The organism is Agathobaculum sp. Marseille-P7918, assembly GCF_900625105.1.
Lineage (GTDB): Bacteria > Bacillota > Clostridia > Oscillospirales > Butyricicoccaceae > Agathobaculum.
In genome coordinates, this window is record NZ_UYYD01000001.1 from 670311 (window position 1) to 691506 (window position 21196).

18 protein-coding genes are annotated in these 21196 nt (G+C 60.9%); 4 read left to right on the forward strand and 14 right to left on the reverse strand.

Features of this window, described 5'->3' with window-relative positions; translation table 11 throughout:
* Window positions 1-194: 194 nt before the first annotated feature.
* The 9 genes from EJL02_RS14105 to EJL02_RS03230 all read right to left on the reverse strand — a co-directional run bounded on the left by EJL02_RS14105 (window position 195) and on the right by EJL02_RS03230 (window position 11645).
* Window positions 195-2522, reverse strand: a complete 2328-nt coding sequence (locus EJL02_RS14105) for a hypothetical protein (protein WP_164510249.1) — start codon at window positions 2520-2522, stop codon at window positions 195-197.
* 21 nt (window positions 2523-2543) lie between these two features.
* Complete coding sequence (gene rlmB, locus EJL02_RS03195) at window positions 2544-3317, reverse strand: 23S rRNA (guanosine(2251)-2'-O)-methyltransferase RlmB (RefSeq protein ID WP_125114950.1); 774 nt, start codon at window positions 3315-3317, stop codon at window positions 2544-2546.
* 178 nt (window positions 3318-3495) lie between these two features.
* On the reverse strand, window positions 3496-4746 hold the full coding sequence (locus tag EJL02_RS03200) for a DUF4317 domain-containing protein (RefSeq protein ID WP_243114385.1): 1251 nt from the start codon (window positions 4744-4746) through the stop codon (window positions 3496-3498).
* A 147-nt stretch (window positions 4747-4893) separates the two neighbouring features.
* On the reverse strand, window positions 4894-6477 hold the full coding sequence (locus EJL02_RS03205) for an amidohydrolase (RefSeq protein ID WP_125114951.1): 1584 nt from the start codon (window positions 6475-6477) through the stop codon (window positions 4894-4896).
* 136 nt (window positions 6478-6613) lie between these two features.
* Window positions 6614-7192: an RDD family protein gene (locus EJL02_RS03210; RefSeq protein ID WP_164510250.1), complete on the reverse strand. Its 579-nt coding sequence runs from the start codon at window positions 7190-7192 to the stop codon at window positions 6614-6616.
* Window positions 7189-7977 (reverse strand): HAD family hydrolase, encoded by a 789-nt coding sequence (locus EJL02_RS03215; RefSeq protein ID WP_125114953.1) that lies wholly within the window; start codon window positions 7975-7977, stop codon window positions 7189-7191. The genes EJL02_RS03210 and EJL02_RS03215 overlap by 4 nt, the downstream gene beginning before the upstream one ends.
* A gap of 1 nt (window position 7978) precedes the next feature.
* Entirely contained in the window at window positions 7979-9277 is a 1299-nt protein-coding gene (locus EJL02_RS03220) for a PTS sugar transporter subunit IIC (protein ID WP_125114954.1), read from the reverse strand.
* A 32-nt stretch (window positions 9278-9309) separates the two neighbouring features.
* Complete coding sequence (locus tag EJL02_RS03225) at window positions 9310-10713, reverse strand: family 4 glycosyl hydrolase (RefSeq protein ID WP_125114955.1); 1404 nt, start codon at window positions 10711-10713, stop codon at window positions 9310-9312.
* A gap of 209 nt (window positions 10714-10922) precedes the next feature.
* Window positions 10923-11645 carry a MurR/RpiR family transcriptional regulator gene (locus EJL02_RS03230; protein ID WP_125114956.1) on the reverse strand — a complete coding sequence of 241 codons (723 nt, stop codon included), beginning with the start codon at window positions 11643-11645 and terminating at the stop codon, window positions 10923-10925.
* A gap of 83 nt (window positions 11646-11728) precedes the next feature.
* On the opposite strand from EJL02_RS03230, the gene EJL02_RS03235 reads away from it, so the two are divergent.
* Together EJL02_RS03235 and EJL02_RS03240 are read left to right on the forward strand one after the other, a co-directional pair.
* On the forward strand, window positions 11729-12028 hold the full coding sequence (locus EJL02_RS03235; protein WP_125114957.1) for a PTS sugar transporter subunit IIB: 300 nt from the start codon (window positions 11729-11731) through the stop codon (window positions 12026-12028).
* Window positions 12029-12032: 4 nt separating this feature from the next.
* On the forward strand, window positions 12033-12359 hold the full coding sequence (locus EJL02_RS03240; protein ID WP_164510251.1) for a PTS lactose/cellobiose transporter subunit IIA: 327 nt from the start codon (window positions 12033-12035) through the stop codon (window positions 12357-12359).
* 93 nt (window positions 12360-12452) lie between these two features.
* On the opposite strand, the gene EJL02_RS03245 is transcribed toward EJL02_RS03240, so the two are convergent.
* The 5 genes from EJL02_RS03245 to EJL02_RS03260 all read right to left on the reverse strand — a co-directional run bounded on the left by EJL02_RS03245 (window position 12453) and on the right by EJL02_RS03260 (window position 18850).
* Window positions 12453-14789 (reverse strand): S-layer homology domain-containing protein, encoded by a 2337-nt coding sequence (locus tag EJL02_RS03245; protein WP_164510252.1) that lies wholly within the window; start codon window positions 14787-14789, stop codon window positions 12453-12455.
* Between the two features lie 56 nt (window positions 14790-14845).
* Window positions 14846-15013: a hypothetical protein gene (locus EJL02_RS14110; protein ID WP_164510253.1), complete on the reverse strand. Its 168-nt coding sequence runs from the start codon at window positions 15011-15013 to the stop codon at window positions 14846-14848.
* 4 nt (window positions 15014-15017) lie between these two features.
* Window positions 15018-15623, reverse strand: coding sequence for a hypothetical protein (locus EJL02_RS03250; RefSeq protein WP_125114960.1), 606 nt, complete (start codon window positions 15621-15623; stop codon window positions 15018-15020).
* Window positions 15608-16123: an NAD(P)H-dependent oxidoreductase gene (locus tag EJL02_RS03255; protein WP_125114961.1), complete on the reverse strand. Its 516-nt coding sequence runs from the start codon at window positions 16121-16123 to the stop codon at window positions 15608-15610. Before EJL02_RS03255 ends, EJL02_RS03250 begins: the two co-directional genes overlap by 16 nt.
* Window positions 16124-16378: 255 nt before the next feature.
* Entirely contained in the window at window positions 16379-18850 is a 2472-nt protein-coding gene (locus EJL02_RS03260; protein WP_164510254.1) for a C69 family dipeptidase, read from the reverse strand.
* 249 nt (window positions 18851-19099) lie between these two features.
* On the opposite strand from EJL02_RS03260, the gene EJL02_RS03265 reads away from it, so the two are divergent.
* Both EJL02_RS03265 and EJL02_RS03270 read left to right on the forward strand, forming a co-directional pair.
* Window positions 19100-19417, forward strand: a complete 318-nt coding sequence (locus tag EJL02_RS03265) for a rhodanese-like domain-containing protein (protein ID WP_125114963.1) — start codon at window positions 19100-19102, stop codon at window positions 19415-19417.
* A 4-nt stretch (window positions 19418-19421) separates the two neighbouring features.
* Window positions 19422-21113 carry an FAD-dependent oxidoreductase gene (locus EJL02_RS03270; RefSeq protein WP_125114964.1) on the forward strand — a complete coding sequence of 564 codons (1692 nt, stop codon included), beginning with the start codon at window positions 19422-19424 and terminating at the stop codon, window positions 21111-21113.
* The last annotated feature ends 83 nt before the right edge of the window (window positions 21114-21196 follow it).

The window sequence follows — 21196 nt, forward strand, 5'->3', positions numbered from 1 at the left end:
TGCTTATCTTGCGACCGCAGCCGCCGTACTGGCGATCGCGCTTGCCGTTTTTTCGGTGGCCTCTGTCCTGCCCGTATGAATTTTTCTCTCTCTTTTTTCACCGCCCCGGGCGGATTTTTCTCCTAACTGTTTGCCGAAACGGCAAAAAGCAGGTCCGGACCTTTTGAGGTCCGGACCTGCTTTTTTTATTTTTCTCAATGGGTCTGCTGCGTGATGATGAACACCGGGAGATACCAGATGAGCAAATACAGCAGCAAATGCAGCACCGGCAGCGCATCGACCGCGTTCTGTGCGACCAGATACGCAACGATCAGCATGCCGCAGACGCCCGCGAACGCGCCCAGCGTCAGCGCGGAGCGCACCGCGCCGGCCAGCTTGTCCGCGCAGCGCAGCACCTGCACAAAGGCGCCCGCGCCTTCGCGCGTCAGGATTGCCGCGGGGGCGTCGCCCTCGGCATACTTGGGATCGAGCAGCCGCGCCACACCGGCCGGATCGGGCTGGTCGGCAAAGCCGCGGCGCAGATCGAATTCCTCTTCCACCATCGCGGGCGAAATATTGAAGTCGCGCACCGCTAGCACCGCATTCATATGCATGCGGCGCATCATGCGCATCGCGCGGTAAGTATGCTTGGTCGGCTGGTAGCGCAGCGTCAGCACGCCGGCCAGCGTGTTGTCCACCACCAGATACGAGCAGACCTGCTCGCCCTGGCCGGACGGAATCCGGATGCCGAGCTTGACCATCAGCGCCGCCGTGCCCAGAATGACATGGCTTGTGCCGATATCGCCCGTCAGGCCGCCTTCCACTTCCTGCACGTTGCGCGCGGAAAGCGTCACGCCGTAGCGCTCACGCGTGGCGTCGGTCAGCACGCGGCCCAGCTCCAGACCGGCCGCATCCGCCACCGCCGCCGCACAGGCCAGCACCTTATCATCCGACAGGCGGCCCATATTTTGCAGCGACTCGAGCGAAATCGAACCGGACGGGAACAGATCGTTCTCGGTCAGCACGACTTCCTCGGTGCCGCGCAGCAGATTGGCCTGCCGCGCACCCGCGATCGCCGCGCCGGACGCGAGCAGACGGCGGGATACGTTCTTATAGCTTGCGCCGAACGCGCAGATCAGGCCGAGCGGGGCGGAAACCGACAAGATCGCGGAAAACGCCCAGAAAAAGCGTACGGGATCGCCGCGGCCCACCGAAGCGAGCAGCGCAAAAATGATAGAAGCCGCCAGCGCGACCGGCACATAGATCATGGAGAAACGATCCACCGTGTCCGGGCGCTCCATCTCGGTCAGGAAGGCTTCTTCCGCATGCAGCGGACCCTTGACCGCGCGGCAGGCGTCGTCCTCCGCGTCATAGTGGCTGTAAATCGCCGCGGGCTGCTCGGCCGAGCAGATTGCCTGATACGCGCGCGCCCGCGCCGCGAAGCGGCCGCGCTCCTCGCGCATCGCCGCGTACAGCAGCAGGATGCTGACCGCAAGATACGGCACCTTGACACCGGACTGGCTGTCAAAAACGATCATGGATGCGCCGTGCAGCATCGCCGCGAGCACCGCGAACGACACGAGCGACGCGCGATCGGGCATGCCGTGCAGCAGGTTGTAAAAGCCCATGCCGAACACGTCGATGCCGATGAACAGCGCGACAAATTGCAATAGCAGCAGCACACCGATGCCAATGGTCGGGTTTTCAATCACGTCGATCACAACCGGCACCGGCAGTGCGTCAAAGCTGGGGGCAAGGCTGAGATAAGCCGCCGCCGCTGCCAGCAGCAGCACGATGATCGAGCGCGCCGTCAGACCCTGTGCGCGGCGCTTGAACGCGCGCTGCGCCTGCTGCGGGTCGCGCAGCTGGATCTCCTCTTCCTCCTCGGCCTGTTCGGCCGCGATACGCGCCGCGCGTGCTTCCTTGCGCGACATTTTGGCGCCGCGGGCGGCGCGTTTGGACGCCGCAGGCGCTTGCTGCGGCATCTCTTCCGGCAGATCCGGCACATCGTCGAACGCCTCTTCCGCTGCGGCCGCGGCCTGCTTGGCTGCGAGCTTGGCCTCGCGTTTGGCCTGACGGGCTGCCGCCTTGGCCGCCGCCTTTTCCTGACGGGCCGCAGCTTTGGCCTCGCGCGCGGCAATACGGGCGGCGCGCTCGTCCTGTTCCGCTTCCTCAAAGGCGGTCAGGTCGGGAATCTGCTCCTCTTCCGCCTCGGCCTTGCGCGCGGCGCGCTTTTTCGGCGCGGTGCGCGGCGCGGCCTGCGGCTCGGGCGCCGCTTCCTGTACGGGTGCGGCCTGCACCGGCTCCGCCTCGGATTTGCTCTGTTCTTTCACCTGTACCCGCGGCGCGGCCTTGGGTGCCTCCGGTGCGGGCGCTGCCTTGGGCATCTCGGGCGCGGGACGGGACGCGGTGCGCGGCTGCGCCGGGGCGCCGCCCTCGACCTCCGCGATGATCGAATCCAGATCGAACGCGCCGTCGTCCGGGACGTCGCTGAGCATCGCCTTGATCGCTTCCAGATTCATGGTTTCGTCTTTTCTGTCCATATCCTTATCTGTTTGCCTCCTTTAATCGGCCTGCGTACGGCGACGCACGGTTTCAAACAGCAATACCGCCGCAGCGTTGGACGCATTGAGCGAGTTGACCCGGCCGCGCATCGGGATGCTGACGATATAATCGCACTTATCCCGCGTCAGGCGGCTGAGCCCCTGCCCTTCCGAACCGATGATGATTGCCGTGGGGCGGTCAAACGCGGCTTCGTACAGGCCGACCGTCCCGTCGGCCTCCGCGCCGAACAGCCACACGCCGCGCTCTTTGAGCTCGTCGAGCGTCGCGGCGAGGTTGTTTGCCTTGTGTACGCCGACATACGCCAGCGCGCCCGCCGCCGCGCGCGCAACTGCCGCGGTCAGTCCGACCGCGCGCCGTTTGGGGATGATGACCCCGTGCGCGCCCGCAGTCTCCGCCGAGCGGATGATCGCACCCAGATTATGCGGGTCCTCAATGCCGTCGCACACGACGATGAGCGGCGCTTCGCCGCGCTCCTGCGCCACGCGGAAGATATCGTCGAGCGAGACATATTCCTGCGCGGCCGCCTGCGCGATCACGCCCTGATGGTTGCCCGTCGGGCTCATATGGTCGAGCTTGCGGCGGTCACAGGTGACCACCGGAACCCCGTGCCGGCGCGCTTCCGCCGCCACGTCGCCGATGCGCGCGCCCTCGGCCACAAAGACCTTGTCCACCGCGCGGCCCGCGCGCAGCGTTTCGAGCACCGCATTGCGGCCTTCGATCAGCGTGCCGTCGTCCTCCCGCGGGGGACGGCGTCTGTTTTTTTCATAAGCCATATTCCTACGCTCCAAAAAACCTTAGATATTGGCATTATAGCACACTTTCCCCACCGGATTCAATCACATCCGGTCAAAAAAACGCGAAACGCGGCATCTTTCCCCATTTATATGCAAAAAGACGGGGTCTTTGCCCCGTCCTCTGTGCATTTTGGGAAATTTCCGGCCGGCGCATTGCTTACAGCGTCTGCTCCACGCCGTTGATGCGCGCGTGTTCCCCTTCCTCGAGCGGGATGAGCAGGCATTTCTGCCCGTCCACCACGTCCGCGCGGATGCGGCCCGCCCGCTCCTGCGGCACATGCAGCTCGATCTCCGCGTCCTCATGCCACGGCGCGTCCTCGTCCGCACCGGCGCGCTGCGCGGCCTGCGTGGCCAGCTCCTGCTGCAAGACTGCCACCTTCTGCTCGAGTGCCGCCGTGTGCGCGCGGGCCGTGCCCTCGTCCACCAGCTTGCTGTCGAGCACGTTGTCCGCCACGGGCGGCGTGTCGCCGAACACATGCGCATAGCTTTTTTCCATCTGCGCGCGCACCGCTTCCGGCACCTCCGCTTCGGTCGCCAGGCCGGACAGGGTTTCCGCCGTCAGGCTGACCGGCGGCAGGGACTCGTCCTCTTCCCGCTCGGCCACCATGCCGCTGATGGTTTTCTGGATCTGGAAAAAGGCGGCATCCGCCTGCTCCTCATCCTCCCCGAACGCGCCCAGCACCACGCTGCGGAACGCCTGCTTGTCCTCGGCCGCCGTGCGCTGCGGCACGCAGCCGAGCACCTGCTCGACCAGTTCCGGGTGCGAGCTTTTGCCGGTTTTGACATAGTACATCACGGCATTGACGTCGCTGCCGCGGTTTGCAAACGCCGGATAGACAAAGCCGAGGTCGGGCAGGCCGACCACCCAGTCGCGCACGCGCGCGCCGATGCGGTTTTCGTCCTCGCGGTAGCCCAGCGCGGGCTTGGACAGTTCAACCGGGCAGATCGCGCACAGGATGTACTCGTAGATCTCCTCGGATTCGTCCTGTTCCTCGCCCGAGGTCGCCTTGCTCGGCACGTCGTAAATATCGTGATACACGAGGATCAGATAATTGCCCGGATAGGCGTACTCCGCGATGATCTGCTCGTACAGCCGGTCGAGCAGCTCCTCGTTTCCCAGCTTGCTCTCCTTGAGCGCGAGTAAGTACTTCTGGTGCTCGGCCGCCGCATCATTGCGGTCGAACTCCAGTTCGAGCAGATTGCTGCCCAGCGTGCCCGACATGGTTTTCTTGGCGATCTCGAGATATTTGTAAAACTCGTCCTCCTCCAGCTCGGAAAAGGACTCGGTGAATTTGAGCACCACCTGTTTGCCGCTGTTGACGTAGCAGCCGCACATGCGGCCGAAGGTACATTCGGTCTTTTTCAGACGGCGGCGCAGCTCGAGCACATCGCCCTTGGTGATATTCATGTTGCTTCTCTCCGTTCTTCCGGCCGCCGGACAGAACAAAACCGCTTACCGGATGGATAAGCGGTTTGCCTGCCGCCGGGCCTGATGATTTCCTGTTTTAGTATACGGCATTGGGCGTACCGAACGCAAGGGGGATTTTTTACCCCCTCACGCGCGGAACACAGTCTCGCCCGCCTTGACCGTTTCGAGCACGCGGATATCGCGCAGCCGCTCGACCGGCACGGCGAGCGGGTCGGCATCGAGCAGCACCAAATCGGCCGTTTTGCCCGGCCGCAGCGAGCCCTTGCGCGCTTCCTCAAAATACTGGTACGCGGCGTTCACGGTCACCGCACGCAGCGCGTCGGCTGCCGAAATGCGCTCCTCCGCGCCGAGCGCCACGCCGTCCTTTGTCTCGCGCGCGGCCGCGCACCAGATCGTGTGCAGCATATCGGGCGGCAGGACGGGCGTATCCTGATGGAAGGTGAACGGAATGCCGTGCGCGAGCGCCGACCCCGCCGCGCTGATGCACGCGGCGCGCTCCATGCCCAGATTACGGATATGCACGTCGCCCCACTGATACACATGGGCGACAAAAAACGACGGGATGACACCCAGCCGCGCGGCTTCGTCCATCTGGTCGGGCGCGAGCAGCTGCGCATGGATCATCACCGGCCGCAGTTCGCGGAAGTCCGGGCGCGCCCGCTCCGCTGCCGCGATCGCGGCAAGGTACTGCGCGGCGGCGGCGTCCCCGTTGCAATGCGCCAGCGGCTGCAAGCCGCTGCGGTACGCCGTGGTCAGCGCCTGCAGGACGGCTTCATCCGTCATCGTCGGGTAGCCGCAGTAGCCGTCCGGCGCGTCCTCATACGGCGCGCGCAGCCATGCCGTGCGGCCCTGCGGCGAGCCGTCCAGAAACATCTTGCAGCCGCCGAGCTTGAAATGCCGGTCATACCGCCGCACCGCTTCCGGGAAGGCCGCGCCGACCGCATCGAGCGCATCCACGCCCGGATACGCCACCACATCCAGCTCGAGCAGACGGTGCTCGATGAGCGCCTGATACAGTCCAATCAGACTTTCCGGCATCATACCTTCCTGCACGGTGGTAATGCCGTACGAGGCATAGAGCATCTGCGCGCGGCGGCAGGCGTCCAGCAAGTCGGCCAGATCGGGCGACGGCACCTGCTGCTGATACTGCAAAAAGGCGTTTTCCTCCATATAGCCGGTCAGCTCGCCGTTTTCCCTGCCGATCGCGCCGCCCTCGGGCGCGGGCGTGTCCGGGGTCACGCCCAGCTGTTCGAGCGCCAACGTGTTGAACACGCCCATGTGCCCGGACTGGTGCACGAGCATGATCGGATGGTCGGCGGACACACGGTCGAGCAGCGCGCGGGTCGGGTGCCGCTGCTCGGCAAGCGCGTTCTGGTCATAGCCCGTGCCGACCACCCACTGCCCCGCGGGCACGCGGTTGTCCGCGATAAACCGCGTCAGCGCCTGCTCGATTTCCGCGAAATTCACCGCTTCCCCGAGCGGGGCTTGCAGCATCGCATACGCCGCGCCGGAAAAATGGCTGTGCGCGTCGAGAAACGCAGGCAGCAGGACACGGCCGTCCAGATCGATTTCCGCCGCATTGCCCGCCCGCGCGTGCAGCCGCTCATAGGAGCCCACCGCGGCGATCACACCGTTTTCCACCAGCAGCGCTTCGGCCTGCCCGTCCGCCTCCATCGTGTGGATCGTGCCGCCATAATACAGCGTTTTCATACCGTCCCCTTCTTTCCGGCCACGTTTGGTTTCAGTATATCACGCAAAACGCAAAATAATTGAATAGTCTGTGAATTTTGCGCGCCGGACGCACAAAAAGCGGGCCGGCGCCAAATGGACGCCGGCCCGCTGGGAGTTACGCTTTGCCGTTTGATTTTTGGTTGGGTGACGCGGTCTTTTCGGACAAGAACACCTCGCATGTGCCGGAAATTCGGTCGTGCAGCATGCGTTTGCGCGGCGTATAGACGCCCAGCATGACCGACACGAGCGTGATCACCACCATGCCGATGCGCACCGCATTTGCCACGCCCTCGCCCACGGCGCGGGCCAGCAGCTCACGCAGCAGCTGGCTCGGGAAGGTCACCGCGCCTTCGAGCACGAGCAGACCCGCGACCTGCCGCAGCAGCAGCTGACCGGCAGAGGGCGCGGCGCCGTTGTCCGCGCGTACGATTTGCAGCCGCAGCAGGCGTTTGCCGGGCGTCCGGCCGTTCCACACCAACGGAATCAGCCAGTAATACAGCACGCCCAGCGCGATCGCTGCGATGCCCCACAGCCAGCCCGCGCCGTCGGGCGGCAGCGACGTGTCCAGCGTCTGCTGTCCCGTGCGCATCGCGTTGACCAGCAGCAGCGGCGCGCCGCACACCATGGTCGCCAGATACCAGTCCACCACATACGCCGCCAAGCGGCGCAGCGGACCCACGCCCGCACCCTTCATGCTTTTTCCTCCCTGCAAATCCATTCCAGCGCCTCACCGACGCTTTCCGCCGTCCGCGCGGCCGCCTGCTTGACACAGTCCTCGGCCTGCGCCATGGCAAAGCCGGCGAAGCGGGACAACATTTCCATATCGTTCCGGCCGTCTCCGGCCGTGCAGGCCGCGTATGCCGGCACGCCGAAGTGCGCGCACACCTCGGCCACCGCGGACGCCTTGTTGACCCCTGTCGGCACGACGTCCACATATTCGCAGTTGGGCCAGGCAGACAGCCCCAAGGCATGCAGCTCGTCTGCCAGCGCCACCGCTGCGCACTCGCTCGCCGTACGGCAGCTGATCTGATACACTTCGCGCAGCGCATCCGCCTGCGGCAGCATATGATGCGTGCGGCCGATGGCCTCAATGTAGACCCGCTCGGACGCGGACGCGGTCTGCACAGGATCGACGTCCGCGCGGCGGTACATATAGGCCTCCCCGTCTCCGACCATGGTGAAAAACAGGCATCTGTCCCGCAACAGCGACAACGCTTTTTCATAGCCCTGCAGCACCCGTTTGCGCAGGCACTGCCCGTCCGCCTCGATGCGGGCGCCGTTGAGCAGGATGAGGAAATCGCATTCCAAATCAAAGCGCGCCAGCTCCGCCTTGAGCGTGCCGGGGTCACGTCCGCTGCACACGCCGAACCGTCCGCCAAGCGTTCGGTAACGCCGCACCGCCGCAAGCGTACGGTCGTCGATACAGGCATTGCGGCACAGCGTACCGTCAAAATCGCTGGCAAATAACGTCCGGTCCATGTTACTCTGCCGCCGTCTCGGCCGGAACCGCCTGTTCCTCCTCGAGATACTGCTTATCCAGCGCCGTGATGAACGGGTAGTAGATCAGGCCGCCGATGACGAGCACCACCAGCTGCAGCAGACCGCCGCGCCAGTCGCCGCACATCATCCAGCCGCCGAACGGCGCGGGCAGCGTCCACGGGACGGTGACGCCCGTCGGATACGGCACAAGGCCGAAGTACATCGCGCAGAACGAGATCAGCACAGTGACCGGCGGAACGATGAAGAACGGAATCGCCATCATCGGGTTGAGCACCATCGGCAGGCCGAAGATGATCGGCTCGTTGACGTTGAAGATACCCGGCAGCAGGCCCAACTTGCCCAGCGACTTGATGCGCTTGGAACGGCAGCGGAACGCCATAATCGCCGCCAGCGAAACCGTGTTGCCCGTGCCGCCGAGGAAGATGATGTGGTTGGCAAAGTCCTGGGTCACGATGTACGGACGGACCGCATCCACTGCCACGTTGAACGCGTCCAGGTTGGCAAAACGCGCCGCATACCACAGCGGGCCCATGAACGAGTCGATGACCGCCGTGCCGTGGATGCCGAAGAACCACAGGATGGAGTTGAGGATGGTGATGAACATGGTGCCGACCAGCGTCGTGCCGATATTGGTCAGCGGCATCTGGATGACCGTGACGATGAAGTTCGTCACCGTGCCGAACGGCGTTGCCGCAAACACCAGACGGATGGCGAGGAACAGGATGACAATGATGGTCGCCGGGATGAGCGCTTCAAACTGACGCGAGACAAAGCTCGGCACGGATTCCGGCATCTTGATCTTGAGGTTTTTCTTGAGCAGCACCGCATACAGCTTGGTCGCGAGCAGCGCGGTCAGCATGGCCGTGAACAGGCCGCTTGCCTCAAAGCTGGACGCCGCATAGCCGCCCTCTTCCATCTGCTGGAGCAGCAGGAAATACGCCGAGATCGAAATAGCCACCGCGGGCAGCGGTTCAACCCCCTCTTCGGACGCCAGCGAATGCGATACGCCGACCACCGCAAACAGCGCGACCAGGCCCATGGTTGCGGGGTTGACCATATCCCAGCACCACGAACCCCAGACATCGCCCACGAGCGAGGTCATAAAGTCGTGGAACGCCTGCACCGGGAAATCACCGATGACAATGGCGATCGAGCCGATGATCAGCAGCGGCATGGACAGCATCAGGCCGTCACGCAGCGCAACCAGATATTTGTTGCTCGACAGCTTCTGCGACAGCGGCATCAGATGCGTTTCCATAAACTCTGTCATTTTGTTCATTTTCTTTCCCCCTTGTTTGATCTGCCATGTCTTTATTTCAGAACAGGGAAATGCGCCCCGTTCACTGCAATGTATTCATCCAGAATCTTGCGGGCAAGGTCGGTGTCCACCACGGTGCGGTTGACCACGAGCGCCTGCAATGCCTTCTGGTAGGAGCCTTCGAGCGCCGCATCCACGGTCAGCTTCTCATAGGCATACTGGCCTTCGAGCAGGCCCTTTTCAAACGTGCCGGCCGGCGCAATGCGCAGCGGCTCCGCCCCGCGCGCGCCCACACGGCAGGCCACTTCCAGCATCATGCCGTCCGACAGGTTGGGCACGATGCCCTTGTTCTCGGTCATCAGCAGGAAGATCTCACCCTGATTATACGCGATGCTCATGGCCAGCTCGACGATATAGGTCGCGTGCGCATCGTTGTGCGCGATCGTGGCCGACTCGAACTCGCCGTCTGCATTTTTATGCGAACCCTGGCTGTACTTGCGGTCCATATCGAACTTGGTGCCGCGGATCTTGCCGAGCGAGACGATCTCGTCGCAGTACGCCTTGACGCGCTTCTCGCGGCCGTCCATCACCGTGTTGGCGCGGGTGTAATTGGGATCGGTATGCGCGACCATGGTGTTCGGATACAGGTAATACTGCATGTAGGTGTTGGGCAGCGAGAACGGATAATCCTGCACCATCTTTTCCAGATGCTTGAAGGTGAAGTTCCAGTAATCGTCGTTCTTGCCCGAGAAGCCCAGCTCCTCATCGCAGTTGCCGCGCTTGAGCTTGGCAAGGATTTCCGGCAGCACGTCCTCGCCGGTTTTCTTGTCGTACATGGCGGTGAACCAGCCGAAATGGTTCAGGCCGTAGTACCGCGGCTCGATATCCGTGCGCTTGCGGCCGCCCGCGAGCGGGCAGAAGATATCCATGATCGAAATCGGCATGTCGCAGATGTTGATCAGCCGGAAATCATCCGGGAACACGCGCTTGGTCGCCTCGGCCACGATCGCGGCCGGGTTGGAGTAATTGAGAATCCACGCCTCGGGTGAATAACGGCGGATGGTGCGCACCAGCTCGATCATCGCCGGCACCGAGCGCATGCCGTAGGCAAAGCCGCCGGGGCCGCAGGTCTCCTGTCCGATCACGCCGTATTTGAGCGGAATCTTCTCGTCCATTTCGCGCATTTTCAGACCGCCCGGCCGAATCTGCACGAGCGCAAAGTCGATATCGGTAAACGCGGTCTCGGCGTCGGTGGTATAGGAAAAATCCACCTCCGGATAGTACTCCCGGAACAGGATCTCGCCAAACCGGCCGATGTGCTCCTGCCGTTCGGCGTCGATATCATACAGAACGACACGGCGCAGCGGAAAATGCTCCCGCACCAGACACAGCATTTCCAGCATATCCGGTGTATAAGTACTTCCCCCGCCCGCAATCACGATCGAAAACTGTTTCATGCGGTATTTCCTCCTTTGATTCTCTTTTGAGCAGCAAAAAACGTCCATATCCTTTTGCTCTGATATCATAAGCATAAAGAATACAGACGTTTTTTCAAGCATTTTGGATGAATAAAAAATTTGTCAACTGCATAAAAAACATGTTTCCGTTTTGGCCACATCTGTTGCGGCCCTCTGTGCGGCATGCTAAAATGCAGATAGTGAGGCGGTCAGTTTTCCTGCTGCAGCCGGTCCACCAGCCGGGAAAGGATGTACTCAAACAGGATGATCGTGCGGCCGATGAAAAAGTCCGGCACATTATAAGCGACCGAGCCGCCCGTGCGGATCACAAGGCTTTTGTCGCTCATCCGCGCGAGCGTGGAATCGCCGTGTGCGGTGATCGTATACAGTTTGTGCCGCAGCGTCTGCGCATGCAGGGCAATATCGACCAGATCGCGCGTTTCCCCGCTGCGGGACAGGATGATGGTCAGGCTGGGCTCGTCCCCGCCCCGCATCATATCCACCGGCGCCCCGTCATAGGCCAGAATGCCGAGCGTCGCCAGACGGCGCATGAAATACGACGAGGCGATCGTGGAAAACCCCAGTCCCACAATAAAAATGCAGCGATTGCGGCAGCGCAGCAGCTCATCGGCAAAGGCTTCGATACAGTCCGTATCCACGGTTTCCAGAATACTGGTCAGGTCGATCCCGGCCGCCGCGTCGCGTTCGGCCTCGGAATGGCGGCGCAGCGAATACATCATATCGCTGTACCCCTGATACCCCAGCTTTTTGGAAAGCTTGATGACGGTCGTCGTCGATACATAGGATTGCTGCGCGACCGCGCGGATGTTGATTTTCGCATCCCCATGCTCCACAGCATGCAGGATACACTCCAGCACCCGATGTTCGGTTTCATTGAGCAAATACCGCTTGGACAAATCGATCAGATTCATGGCTCCACCCCCGCCGTACCAATTTATATTTCTGTCAGTATACCATATTTTTTATACCATTCACAAGAGGAGGCAATCCAGTTATGAACGTATTACTTCTTTGCTCGCAGGGCATGTCCACCGGCATGCTGTGCGACCGGATCGCGGCTGCCGCCAAAGCGGACGGCTGCGATATGACCGTATGGGCCGCCAGCGAGATCAAAGCACGCGAGCACGTCGGCAAGGCGGACATCATTCTGCTCGGGCCGCAGATCCGCTATCTGAAAAACCGCATCGCGGAAATGGCGGAAGGCAAGCCGGTCGAGGTCATCGACATGATGGCGTACGGCACCATGGACGGCAAAAAGGTCTATGGCGACATCAAGAAGATCATGGGAGTATAACCAAATGGCGATCACACAGGAACAACTGGAACAGGCCTGCTTTCAGCTGATCTCGTTCAGCGGCGCGGCCAAAAGCGACTATCTGGAAGCGATTGAACACGCGAAAAGCGGCGACTTTGCCGAGGCGGAAGCGGCCATCGCACGCGGCAACGACGAATATTTGCAGGCGCACAACGCGCACTTCGACCTGATTCAGGAAGAGGTGTCAAGCGAAACCGGCCTGCTGACCCGTCTGACGCTGGTGCATGCCGAGGATCAGCTCGCCATGGCCGAGACCGCGCGCCTGTTCTCCGAACAGATCATCGAACTGTACCGCCGTTTATCGAAATAACGGCATTTCTCTCCCCACAAGCGGCAAACCGGCCGCCTCCTGCATGCAGGAGGCGGCCGGTTTTGTTCTGCCGATCTTTTCCAGAATGGTCAATCAATCCTCCGCGCGCACGCGGACAGTGTAGCTCTCGCCGTTTTCCAGATCGATGCCCTTGTAGCTATACCCCGGTTCGATGTAGAAGCTGCCGTCGTCCTCTACCTCCCAGCCCGCAGCATAGGTGCTGCCGCTGGCCACGACCGTGCCGGACGAGTCCAGCAGCTCCCACGCAAAGTGCGGCGTGGAGTAATCACCGCACTGCGAGGTGCCGCTAAAGGACAGATCCAGCTCATAGCTGTCCCGATAGGTGGAGTAACGCAGCTCCGTGCCGATCTCCTCGATCGTGGCCGTGCCTTTGTCGCCCGTGACGGTCAGCGGCACGCCTTCCACCCGCACTGCGGGCGCGGCGGCCTGCACGTCCTGCGCATCCTTGCCGTCGTCGTTGCGGAACGAGACGGTGTAGCTGCCATCCAGATCGATATCATACAAATAGATCGAAGCGAGGATGCTGTCGCCGACGCTGTGCGGCGTGGAATGGGTATCGGTCACGCCGCGGTCCACGACCTTGCCGTTCGCGTCCCGCACTTCGTATTTGAGATACGGCTGGAACGCGAACCGGAAGTCCTCGTTCAGGCTGGTCACGACGCCGCTGACCTCGATGACGGCCATATTGTCGCTCGTCCAGCTGGACGGCTCGACGTCGATGATCTTGATCGTGCCGGCGATGATCGGGTCGAACGGAACGAAATCATAGTCCTGATCCTCCCAATTCTCATCCTTGAGGTACAGGCAGTTGAGCGTCACCGGCAGGCGTGCGCCCTTGACATCGAACTGGTACGCCGGCACCACGGTGATCGTGCAGCTGCCGGTCGCGCCATCGGCCGAAACCGCCGTGATGGTAACCTCGCCGCTGTGCTTGCCGGTCACCACGCCGTCTTTCACGGTCGCGATCGCCGTATCCGAGCTGTTCCATGCGCTGATGTTGCGGTTGGTCGTGTTTTCCGGATAGACCTTGACGTCCACCGTGCAGGTCGTGCCCACGCGGATGGAGGGCTCGCGCGGCGTCAGCTCCAGCCGCTCGGCCTTGACCAGCGAGGTATTGCGCATGCGCATGATGGTGACGATGCTCTGCTCACGGGTGTACGACCCCTGCGGGTCGAACTTGCCGCCCTCGATGCCGTTCATGATGCCCGCGGCCTGCACCTGCCCGACCTGTGTATCCGCCCACGAAGAGATCGAAGCGTTGTCCGTAAATGCGGGCGGCACAATCTCCAGCTCGGTGCCGAGCACACGGCTGAGGTTGGTCAGGATGACCGCCGCCTGCTCGCGGGTGAGCAGGTCATTGGGTGCGAACTTGCCGCCGCCGACGCCCTGAATGACGCCCAGTCCGCCCATTTTCTGGACGTTGACGTCCTTGGTATCGGAAAACTCCATGCGCTCCATAATGGTCGTCCCGGTGCTGTTTTCATACAGGTTGACCGCCAGCGCACAAAAATCCGCGCGCGTGATCGCAGTGCTGTACTTATATTGCAGCTGTCTGGGCACGATGCCCGCCGTGATGCCGTTCTGCACATCCGCCGCCGCCCACGAGGACGGAGTGCGGTAATGCGCCACATAGTCCGCATCCACCCGCGTGGACAGCGTGTTCAGCGTGGACTGCACGGTATTCCGCAGATCATACGTCTTTTCCCCGCCGCTTGTCAGCTGCTGCAGGCGCGCATACCAGGTCGCGTGCGGCATTTCTTTTTCGCTGTAATCATCCACATAATAATAGTGCATGGTGCCGGTGGAGGAAAACACATCCTGACTGATGTAGATATCCGGCGAAAATTTCATCGCAAGACCCTGCACCAGCTGCCACTTGCCGCCAACGAGCGAATAATAGTAGTCCGACCCTCGGCTCGTGCCGCGCGCTGCGATCTCATACACCGCATACTTGCGTCCGTCGCTGCCGGTGCTGACGAGCAAGTCATACGAATAACGGTCGCCGCCCGAATACCCGCGCTCGACCGGGATGTCTCCGGCCAGCCGCACCATTTTGCCGTTTTGATAGGTGTATACACAGTCGATCGAAACATTTGCGCCTTTGTTATTCGCGCCCTCCACATTCTTGCCGTATACCAGTTCCGGAATGCCGTTCTGATCAAAGTCGATCAGCTGGGCATAGCATACCTTTTCGTTGACCCAGCTCGTCACGTCCGGATACGAGGCCACCTCTGCCGACGGCACATCGCTCGCCGGCAGGCCGATGCTGTCCAGCTCGGTCTGCAAAAAGTCGTAATACGCGCGATATGCGTCGTCGATCGCGGCCGCGCCGGCCGTCACCGGATGGCAAACCGTGGCTGTCAGCACGACCGCCGCTGCCGCCAACACCGAAGCCCATCGTTTCTTCATGCAATCCCCTCCTGCGTTCTCCATCTTGAATCAATGCTGCGGTCGGTTTTTGTCTGCTATGCACAAACTTTTCCGCTTTGCACGCCATCAATTTGTAGTTTATGTTTATTGTACCATTGACTGGTAACCGTGTCAAACCCCCATTGCCCGACAGGCTCGCCGCTTTGGACGGCAAAAAGCAGGCGCTGCCGCCCAAAAGACGGTGCGCCTGCCGTTTTTTCCATGCAGTTATCCTTCGATCTGCATGGTTGCCATCTGTTCCTTTGTCACGCCGTTGCGTTTGCCGTAGCTGACCCAATAGCGCGTGGAAGCCTTGAGAAACAGCCCTTTGGAGAGCGGCATGGTGACCTTCCAGGTGCGTTCCTGCCCAGCCAGCATCGCCGCGGCGAGCCGTTTGATTTTCGCCCGGACCAGAATCCGGAACGGCGTGGACAGGATGGCCTCGCCGCTCCCGATTTGCAGCACCGAGCCGGACGCGAACCCGTTCTGCCGGCAATACAGCCGCAGCATTTTGACCGCGATATCGTTCTGCTCCGGCTCGAGAAAGCCGCAGTTGATCATCACCGAAATGCGCACCGGATGCTGGGGCGTATTTTGCGCCAACGTGTCCAGAAATCGCATGAGCGTCACCGGAATCCCGTCCGCATAGAGCGGAAACACCAGCAAAACATCCGAAACCTCCTGCATGGCGCAGCAAAGCGCCAGATGGTTGGTTTTGCGGACCGCGAAATATTCGGTTTCCGCCGGGCATGCCTTGGCAAACAGTTCGGCATACCTCTTGGAGTTGGATTTGGGCGCCCGCGGGCTGCCGTTTATGATCATGATTTTTGCCATGCCTGCACCTCGTTTTCGACGGTTTGCTCCAGTTTGTCTTGCGTGGCAAACACCACGCGATACGTTTCAAAGCTCATGTTATGGGCGTTTCGCGCGATCAGCTGCTGGAAAATCTCCTTGGATTCCTCCGACAGGTCGCCATAGGCGACGATCACCGCCTGCTTGGGCACCACCCTGCGCTGCACATGGTGGGTTTCGCCGTGCCACAGCCGGATGAACGCCTGCTGCACCGGGATCGCCCGCTCGAGCATGGTTTTCATCGTCGTGCCATAGCTGCCATATTGGATGCGGCTGACGTACAGCACATGGCTGCTGGCCGCAATGCGCGGATAAACGCGCACCGCGTCATCCCGGATCACGCACTTGCCGGGCGTTTTGGTCCAGCAGCCAAAGCAGCCGACGCAGTTTGTAATATTTAAGGCGGACAGGTCGATCCACTCCACCGATGCACGATCGATCTCGGGCAGACGCAAAGGTGTATCGCTTAAAATGAGTTTCATGCTTGCCTCCCATTTTTGTAATCATACTTTTTCAGTGTGTTTTATTATATCATAGATCTGCTTCTATTTTTTATCCAGCATTTTGCTTTTTATGAGCGGAGATTTGTGAACGATACACGAAAAACTCTCTTTTTCCGCTTTCCTCTGAGCTGCGCCGCCGGTATTTGTCCCCTATTTCCGCCTGCTTTGCATAAAAAAACAGACCGGACAGCATTTCGCTGTCCGGCCTGTAAAGCCTTTGCAAAAAACGAAAGATCAAGCCTGCTGCAGGTAACGCATGAGTACTGCCGCCACTTCCGCACGGGTTGCATTGCCCGCAGGGGTAAGCGTGGTGTCGGTGCTGCCGTTGAGCAGACCTTCCGCGACCGCCCATGCCAGCATCGGCTCGGCATAGCTCGAGATGTCGGCCGCATCCGTATAGGCGCTCATATCCGCACGCGCCGAAACATCCTGACCCTTATACTCGGCATAACGATACAGGATCGCTGCCATCTGCTCACGGGTGATATTGTCATCCGGTGCAAACGCAGTTTCCGAAACACCGTTTACGATCTTGTGTTCCGCTGCCCACGCAACCGCATCGGCATACCACGCGCCGTCCGCCACATCGGTGAAATCAGCGGACGCAGCCGCGGGCTTGTTCTCCATATTGTACAGCACCTGTACCATCATCGCGCGGGACAGTTGAGTCTCCGGCGCAAACGTGGTCTTGCCGGTGCCGTTCATCACGCCGTTGCTGACCACATAGTCCACCGCGTCGGCGTACCACGCAGAAGGAGCAACGTCGTTAAACGAAACCGTCTCTTCCGGCGCATTTTCCGAAACCCACTTAGCATAAACCGTCGTGTTGGCATCGATCTTAATCGAAGTGACCTTTTCGGTCAAATCGCTGTCCGTGTACCAGCCGTCAAACGTATAACCGTCCAGCGTCGGCTCATACTTGGACAGATCGATCACGTTGCCCTCGCTCGAATAAACCTTGTTGATCGCCGTGCCGCCATTGGTGACAAAGGTCAGCACCATCTTGGGCGTGCTGGAAGAGCTGTCCTCGGTATCGCTCTCGATCATATCCGCATACGTCGGCATCTTGTTCTCGGTCAGGACCGAAGGAGTGAATACATCGTCCTCGGTCAGCTCGCCCGCCTTATCCGCAGCGATGAACGCGCGCAGCTCGGTCAGGATGCTCTTGGCGTTTGCAAACGCCTCTTCCGAAACCGCCTTGCCAAGTTCGGTTGCGGTTTCCTCCGCCTGCGCCGGGCTCTGCGCATAGATGCGCGCCATCTCTTCGTCAATCGTAGCCTGCTGCTCGATCAGCGCCTTCTGGTACTTCTCCCAGTACAGCTTGACGTTGGTGCCGTAACGCTCACGGTCGTTATCGCACAGGTCATTGAGGGCGGCAAACACCCAGTATGCCGAGGTTTCCGCCGGGAAGTCCGGATCGTCAAGCACTTCTTCAATATCGTCTGCATCCGTGCTGTATTCGGTCTGGAAGATGTCCGACGTATCGGTCAGCAGGTTGCTGTAATACGGCAGATAAACCGAGAACTCCGCGCGGGACTGTGCTTCCCACTGGATGGTTGCCAGCGCTTCCGGCATATCGCTGCGGATCTCAAACACATGGCACTCGGCCTGACGCTCGTTACCGATGGCCGTGCCGCCCAAGTTTTTCGATCCCTCATCGTCCGCTGCATACTCCGAGCCTTCGCCGCGGCAAGCCAGCAGGCGCAGCACTTCATAGGTGGACAGCTTGCGGTCCGCTTCAAACAGCATGTTGAACGGGCCTTCCGGCGCCGCACCGTCCTGGCGCTCGATCGAAACCGTATCGGACAGCGCTTCGTTCAGGTAATTGACGCCTTGCCAATAGCGGATGTACTGGCCGTTGCCGAAATCCTCCGAACCATAGGTCTTCTGGATATCGATCTTGGTGATCTCATCGTTCGCAACCTGACCCAGCTGCGAGGAAACCAGGAACCCGTTTTCCAGCGGCACCGAGATCAGGCCCGCGGACGCGATGACGTTTTCCGTATCCGAAACATCGATCTCGTTCATGACCACCATGTTCGGGTTGACCGAAACCTTGTCATCCGGCATCTTGAATGCAACATACTGATGGCCGGACAGGGTCTCAAAATCCCAAACCTCGTTGGCGTCGCTGATGGTGAAGGAGTTGCACTCGCCGGAGCCGTAGGTATCGATGATCTTGGCCAGCTTCTCCACGCCGTCGCGCGCGGACTCCGCCATCATCAGAACAACCGAGTTGAGCGAGACCTCGCAGATGCCGGTGTCCACCAGCGGATCGGCCGTTTTCGCATTGTCGTTGTTCGAGGTCGAAACCGTTGCGCTCATGGCCACGCCGTTTTCATTCATGCCGGCCTCGCCGTACGCTTCGCGCACCAGATTGCCGTTCTCATCCAAAACGGATTCGTTCTGCTCGATCGAGTCGCGCATGACGGTGTAGCGATAGGTATGTGCCGGATACGGCATGGAAAAATCATAGGTATCCTCATACATCTCGCCTTCCGCATGGTCGGCCGCCGGGCGCACTTCGAACACCTTGTCATACAGCTTGCCGATGTCCTCCGAACGGCCGACATAGGTCGAACCGTTTGCCGACTGCTCGCTGCCGACGTACAGGCCGCAGCATGCGCCCGCACTGACGCTGCTGCTTGCCGCAATGACCGCAGCCAGTGCCACCGCGCCGAGGCGCTTGTGCCATTTCTGTTTCATTTGCTTCATCCCTTTTTCAATTTTACCGCCTTTTTACAGGCCGGTTTTTAATATACCACTATCCCGCCGGGAGTTCAAGGATTTTCCGGTAATTTTGTGAATATTTTCTCATGCCGCTGAATAAAAACCCGCACGCTGATGTGATAATATCACAGACAAATTCTGTCGAATCTGCTATACTATATACATTATATACAACACAGGCACATCGACCGGACAGGGCGCGGTGTGCCGTCAGGAGGAACCGACATGGTCTTATTTGATTTTTTGCGCAGCCCCGACATCAATCAGGGCGTTTCCGAATACCATAACACCGCTGGCGCCGTTTTGCTGGATGTGCGCACGCCGCAGGAGTTCCGGGAAGGGCACATTCCCGGCAGCCGCAACGTACCGCTGCAAACCATCCAAGCGGCTGCGAACACCATACCGGACAAAAGCACGCCGGTTTTCGTCTATTGTCTAAGCGGCGCGCGCAGCCGACAAGCGGCAGGCGCGCTTGCCCAAATGGGATACACCAATGTCAAGAACATCGGCGGGATTTCCGCCTATACCGGAAAGGTGGAGTGAACACATGAAAGTTGTCATTGTCGGCGGCGTTGCCGGCGGCGCGACCGCCGCGGCCCGCATCCGCAGGCGGGATGAGCAGGCGGAGATCGTCGTTTTTGAGCGGTCGGGATTTATCTCCTACGCCAACTGCGGCCTGCCCTATTACATCGGCGGCGTCATCACCGACCAGAACGAGCTGACCCTGCAAACGCCCGAGAGCTTTTACGAGCGCTTCCGCGTCGATATGCGGGTGCACCACGAGGTGACCGCCCTCCATCCCGAACGGAAAACCGTATCCGTGACCAACCTGCAAACCGGCGAGCAATGGGAAGAGCCGTATGACAAGCTGCTGCTCTCGCCCGGCGCCAAGCCCGCGCAGCCCCGCCTGCCCGGCGTGGGACTGGAAAACCTGTTCACGCTGCGCACCGTGGAGGATACCCTGCGCATCCGCCGTTTTCTCGACACGCACCACCCCAAGTCCGCCGTGCTCGCGGGCGGCGGCTTCATCAGCCTGGAAATGGCGGAAAACCTGCGCCGTTCCGGCATGGAAGTGACCATCGTCCAGCGCCCCAAGCAGCTGATGAACCCCTTTGACCCCGAGATGGCGGCGTTCATCCATGCGGAAATGCGCAAGCATGGCGTGCAGCTCGCGCTGGGGCACACCGTGGAAGGGTTTGAGGAGAAAGACGGCGGCATTGATGTGCTGCTCAAAGACGCCGCGCCGCTTCATGCCGACATGGTGGTGCTCGCCATCGGCGTGACGCCGGACAGCCGTCTGGCGCAGGATGCCGGGCTGGAAACCGGCATCAAGGGCAGCATCGTGGTCAACGACCGGATGGAAACCTCGGCGCCCGATATCTATGCGGTGGGCGACGCCGTGCAGGTGCGGCATTTTGTCACCGGACAGGACGCGCTCATCTCGCTGGCTGGCCCGGCCAACAAGCAGGGCCGCATCGCCGCGGACAACATCTGCGGGGACGACAAGCACTATCACGGCAGTCAGGGCAGCTCGGTCGTTCAGGTGTTCGAGATGACCGCCGCGGCCACGGGCGTCAACGAAACCAACGCCAAAAAAGCCGGCCTGTCGGTCGATAAGGTCATTCTGTCCCCGATGAACCACGCCGGTTACTATCCCGGCGGCAAGCTGATGACCATCAAGGTGGTGTTTGAGCAGCAGACCTACCGCCTGCTCGGCGCGCAGATCGTCGGCTACGACGGCGTGGACAAGCGCATCGACGTGCTGGCCACCGCCATCCGCGCCGGCCTCAAGGCCACCGATCTGGCTGAGCTTGATCTGGCGTATGCCCCGCCCTATTCCTCGGCCAAGGACCCGGTCAACATGGCGGGCTTCATGGTGGAAAACATCGCAAACGGTCTGGTCCGGCAGTGGTATCTCGAGGACGAAGCTGCGCTGCCGCGCGACGGCAGCGTCACCCTGCTGGACGCCCGCACAGAGGCGGAATACGCCGCCGGCCACATCGACGGCTTTGTCAACATCCCGGTCGATGCCCTGCGCGAACGGCTCGACGAGATCCCGCTCTGGAAGCCGGTTTACCTGATCTGCCAGAGCGGCCTGCGCAGCTATATCGCCGCCCGCATCCTCGCAAGCCACGGATATGACTGCTATAACTTTGCCGGCGGCTACCGCCTGTACGAAACAGCAAAGCTTGACCGCTGCCTGATCGAACAGGCAACCGCCTGCGGCATGGACCGCTAAATGGCGATTTCCCTTTTTCGGTTGCGGCACCATACAAACGCCCGGCCTTTGCACTGCAAAGGCCGGGCGTTTTGTTCTGTGGT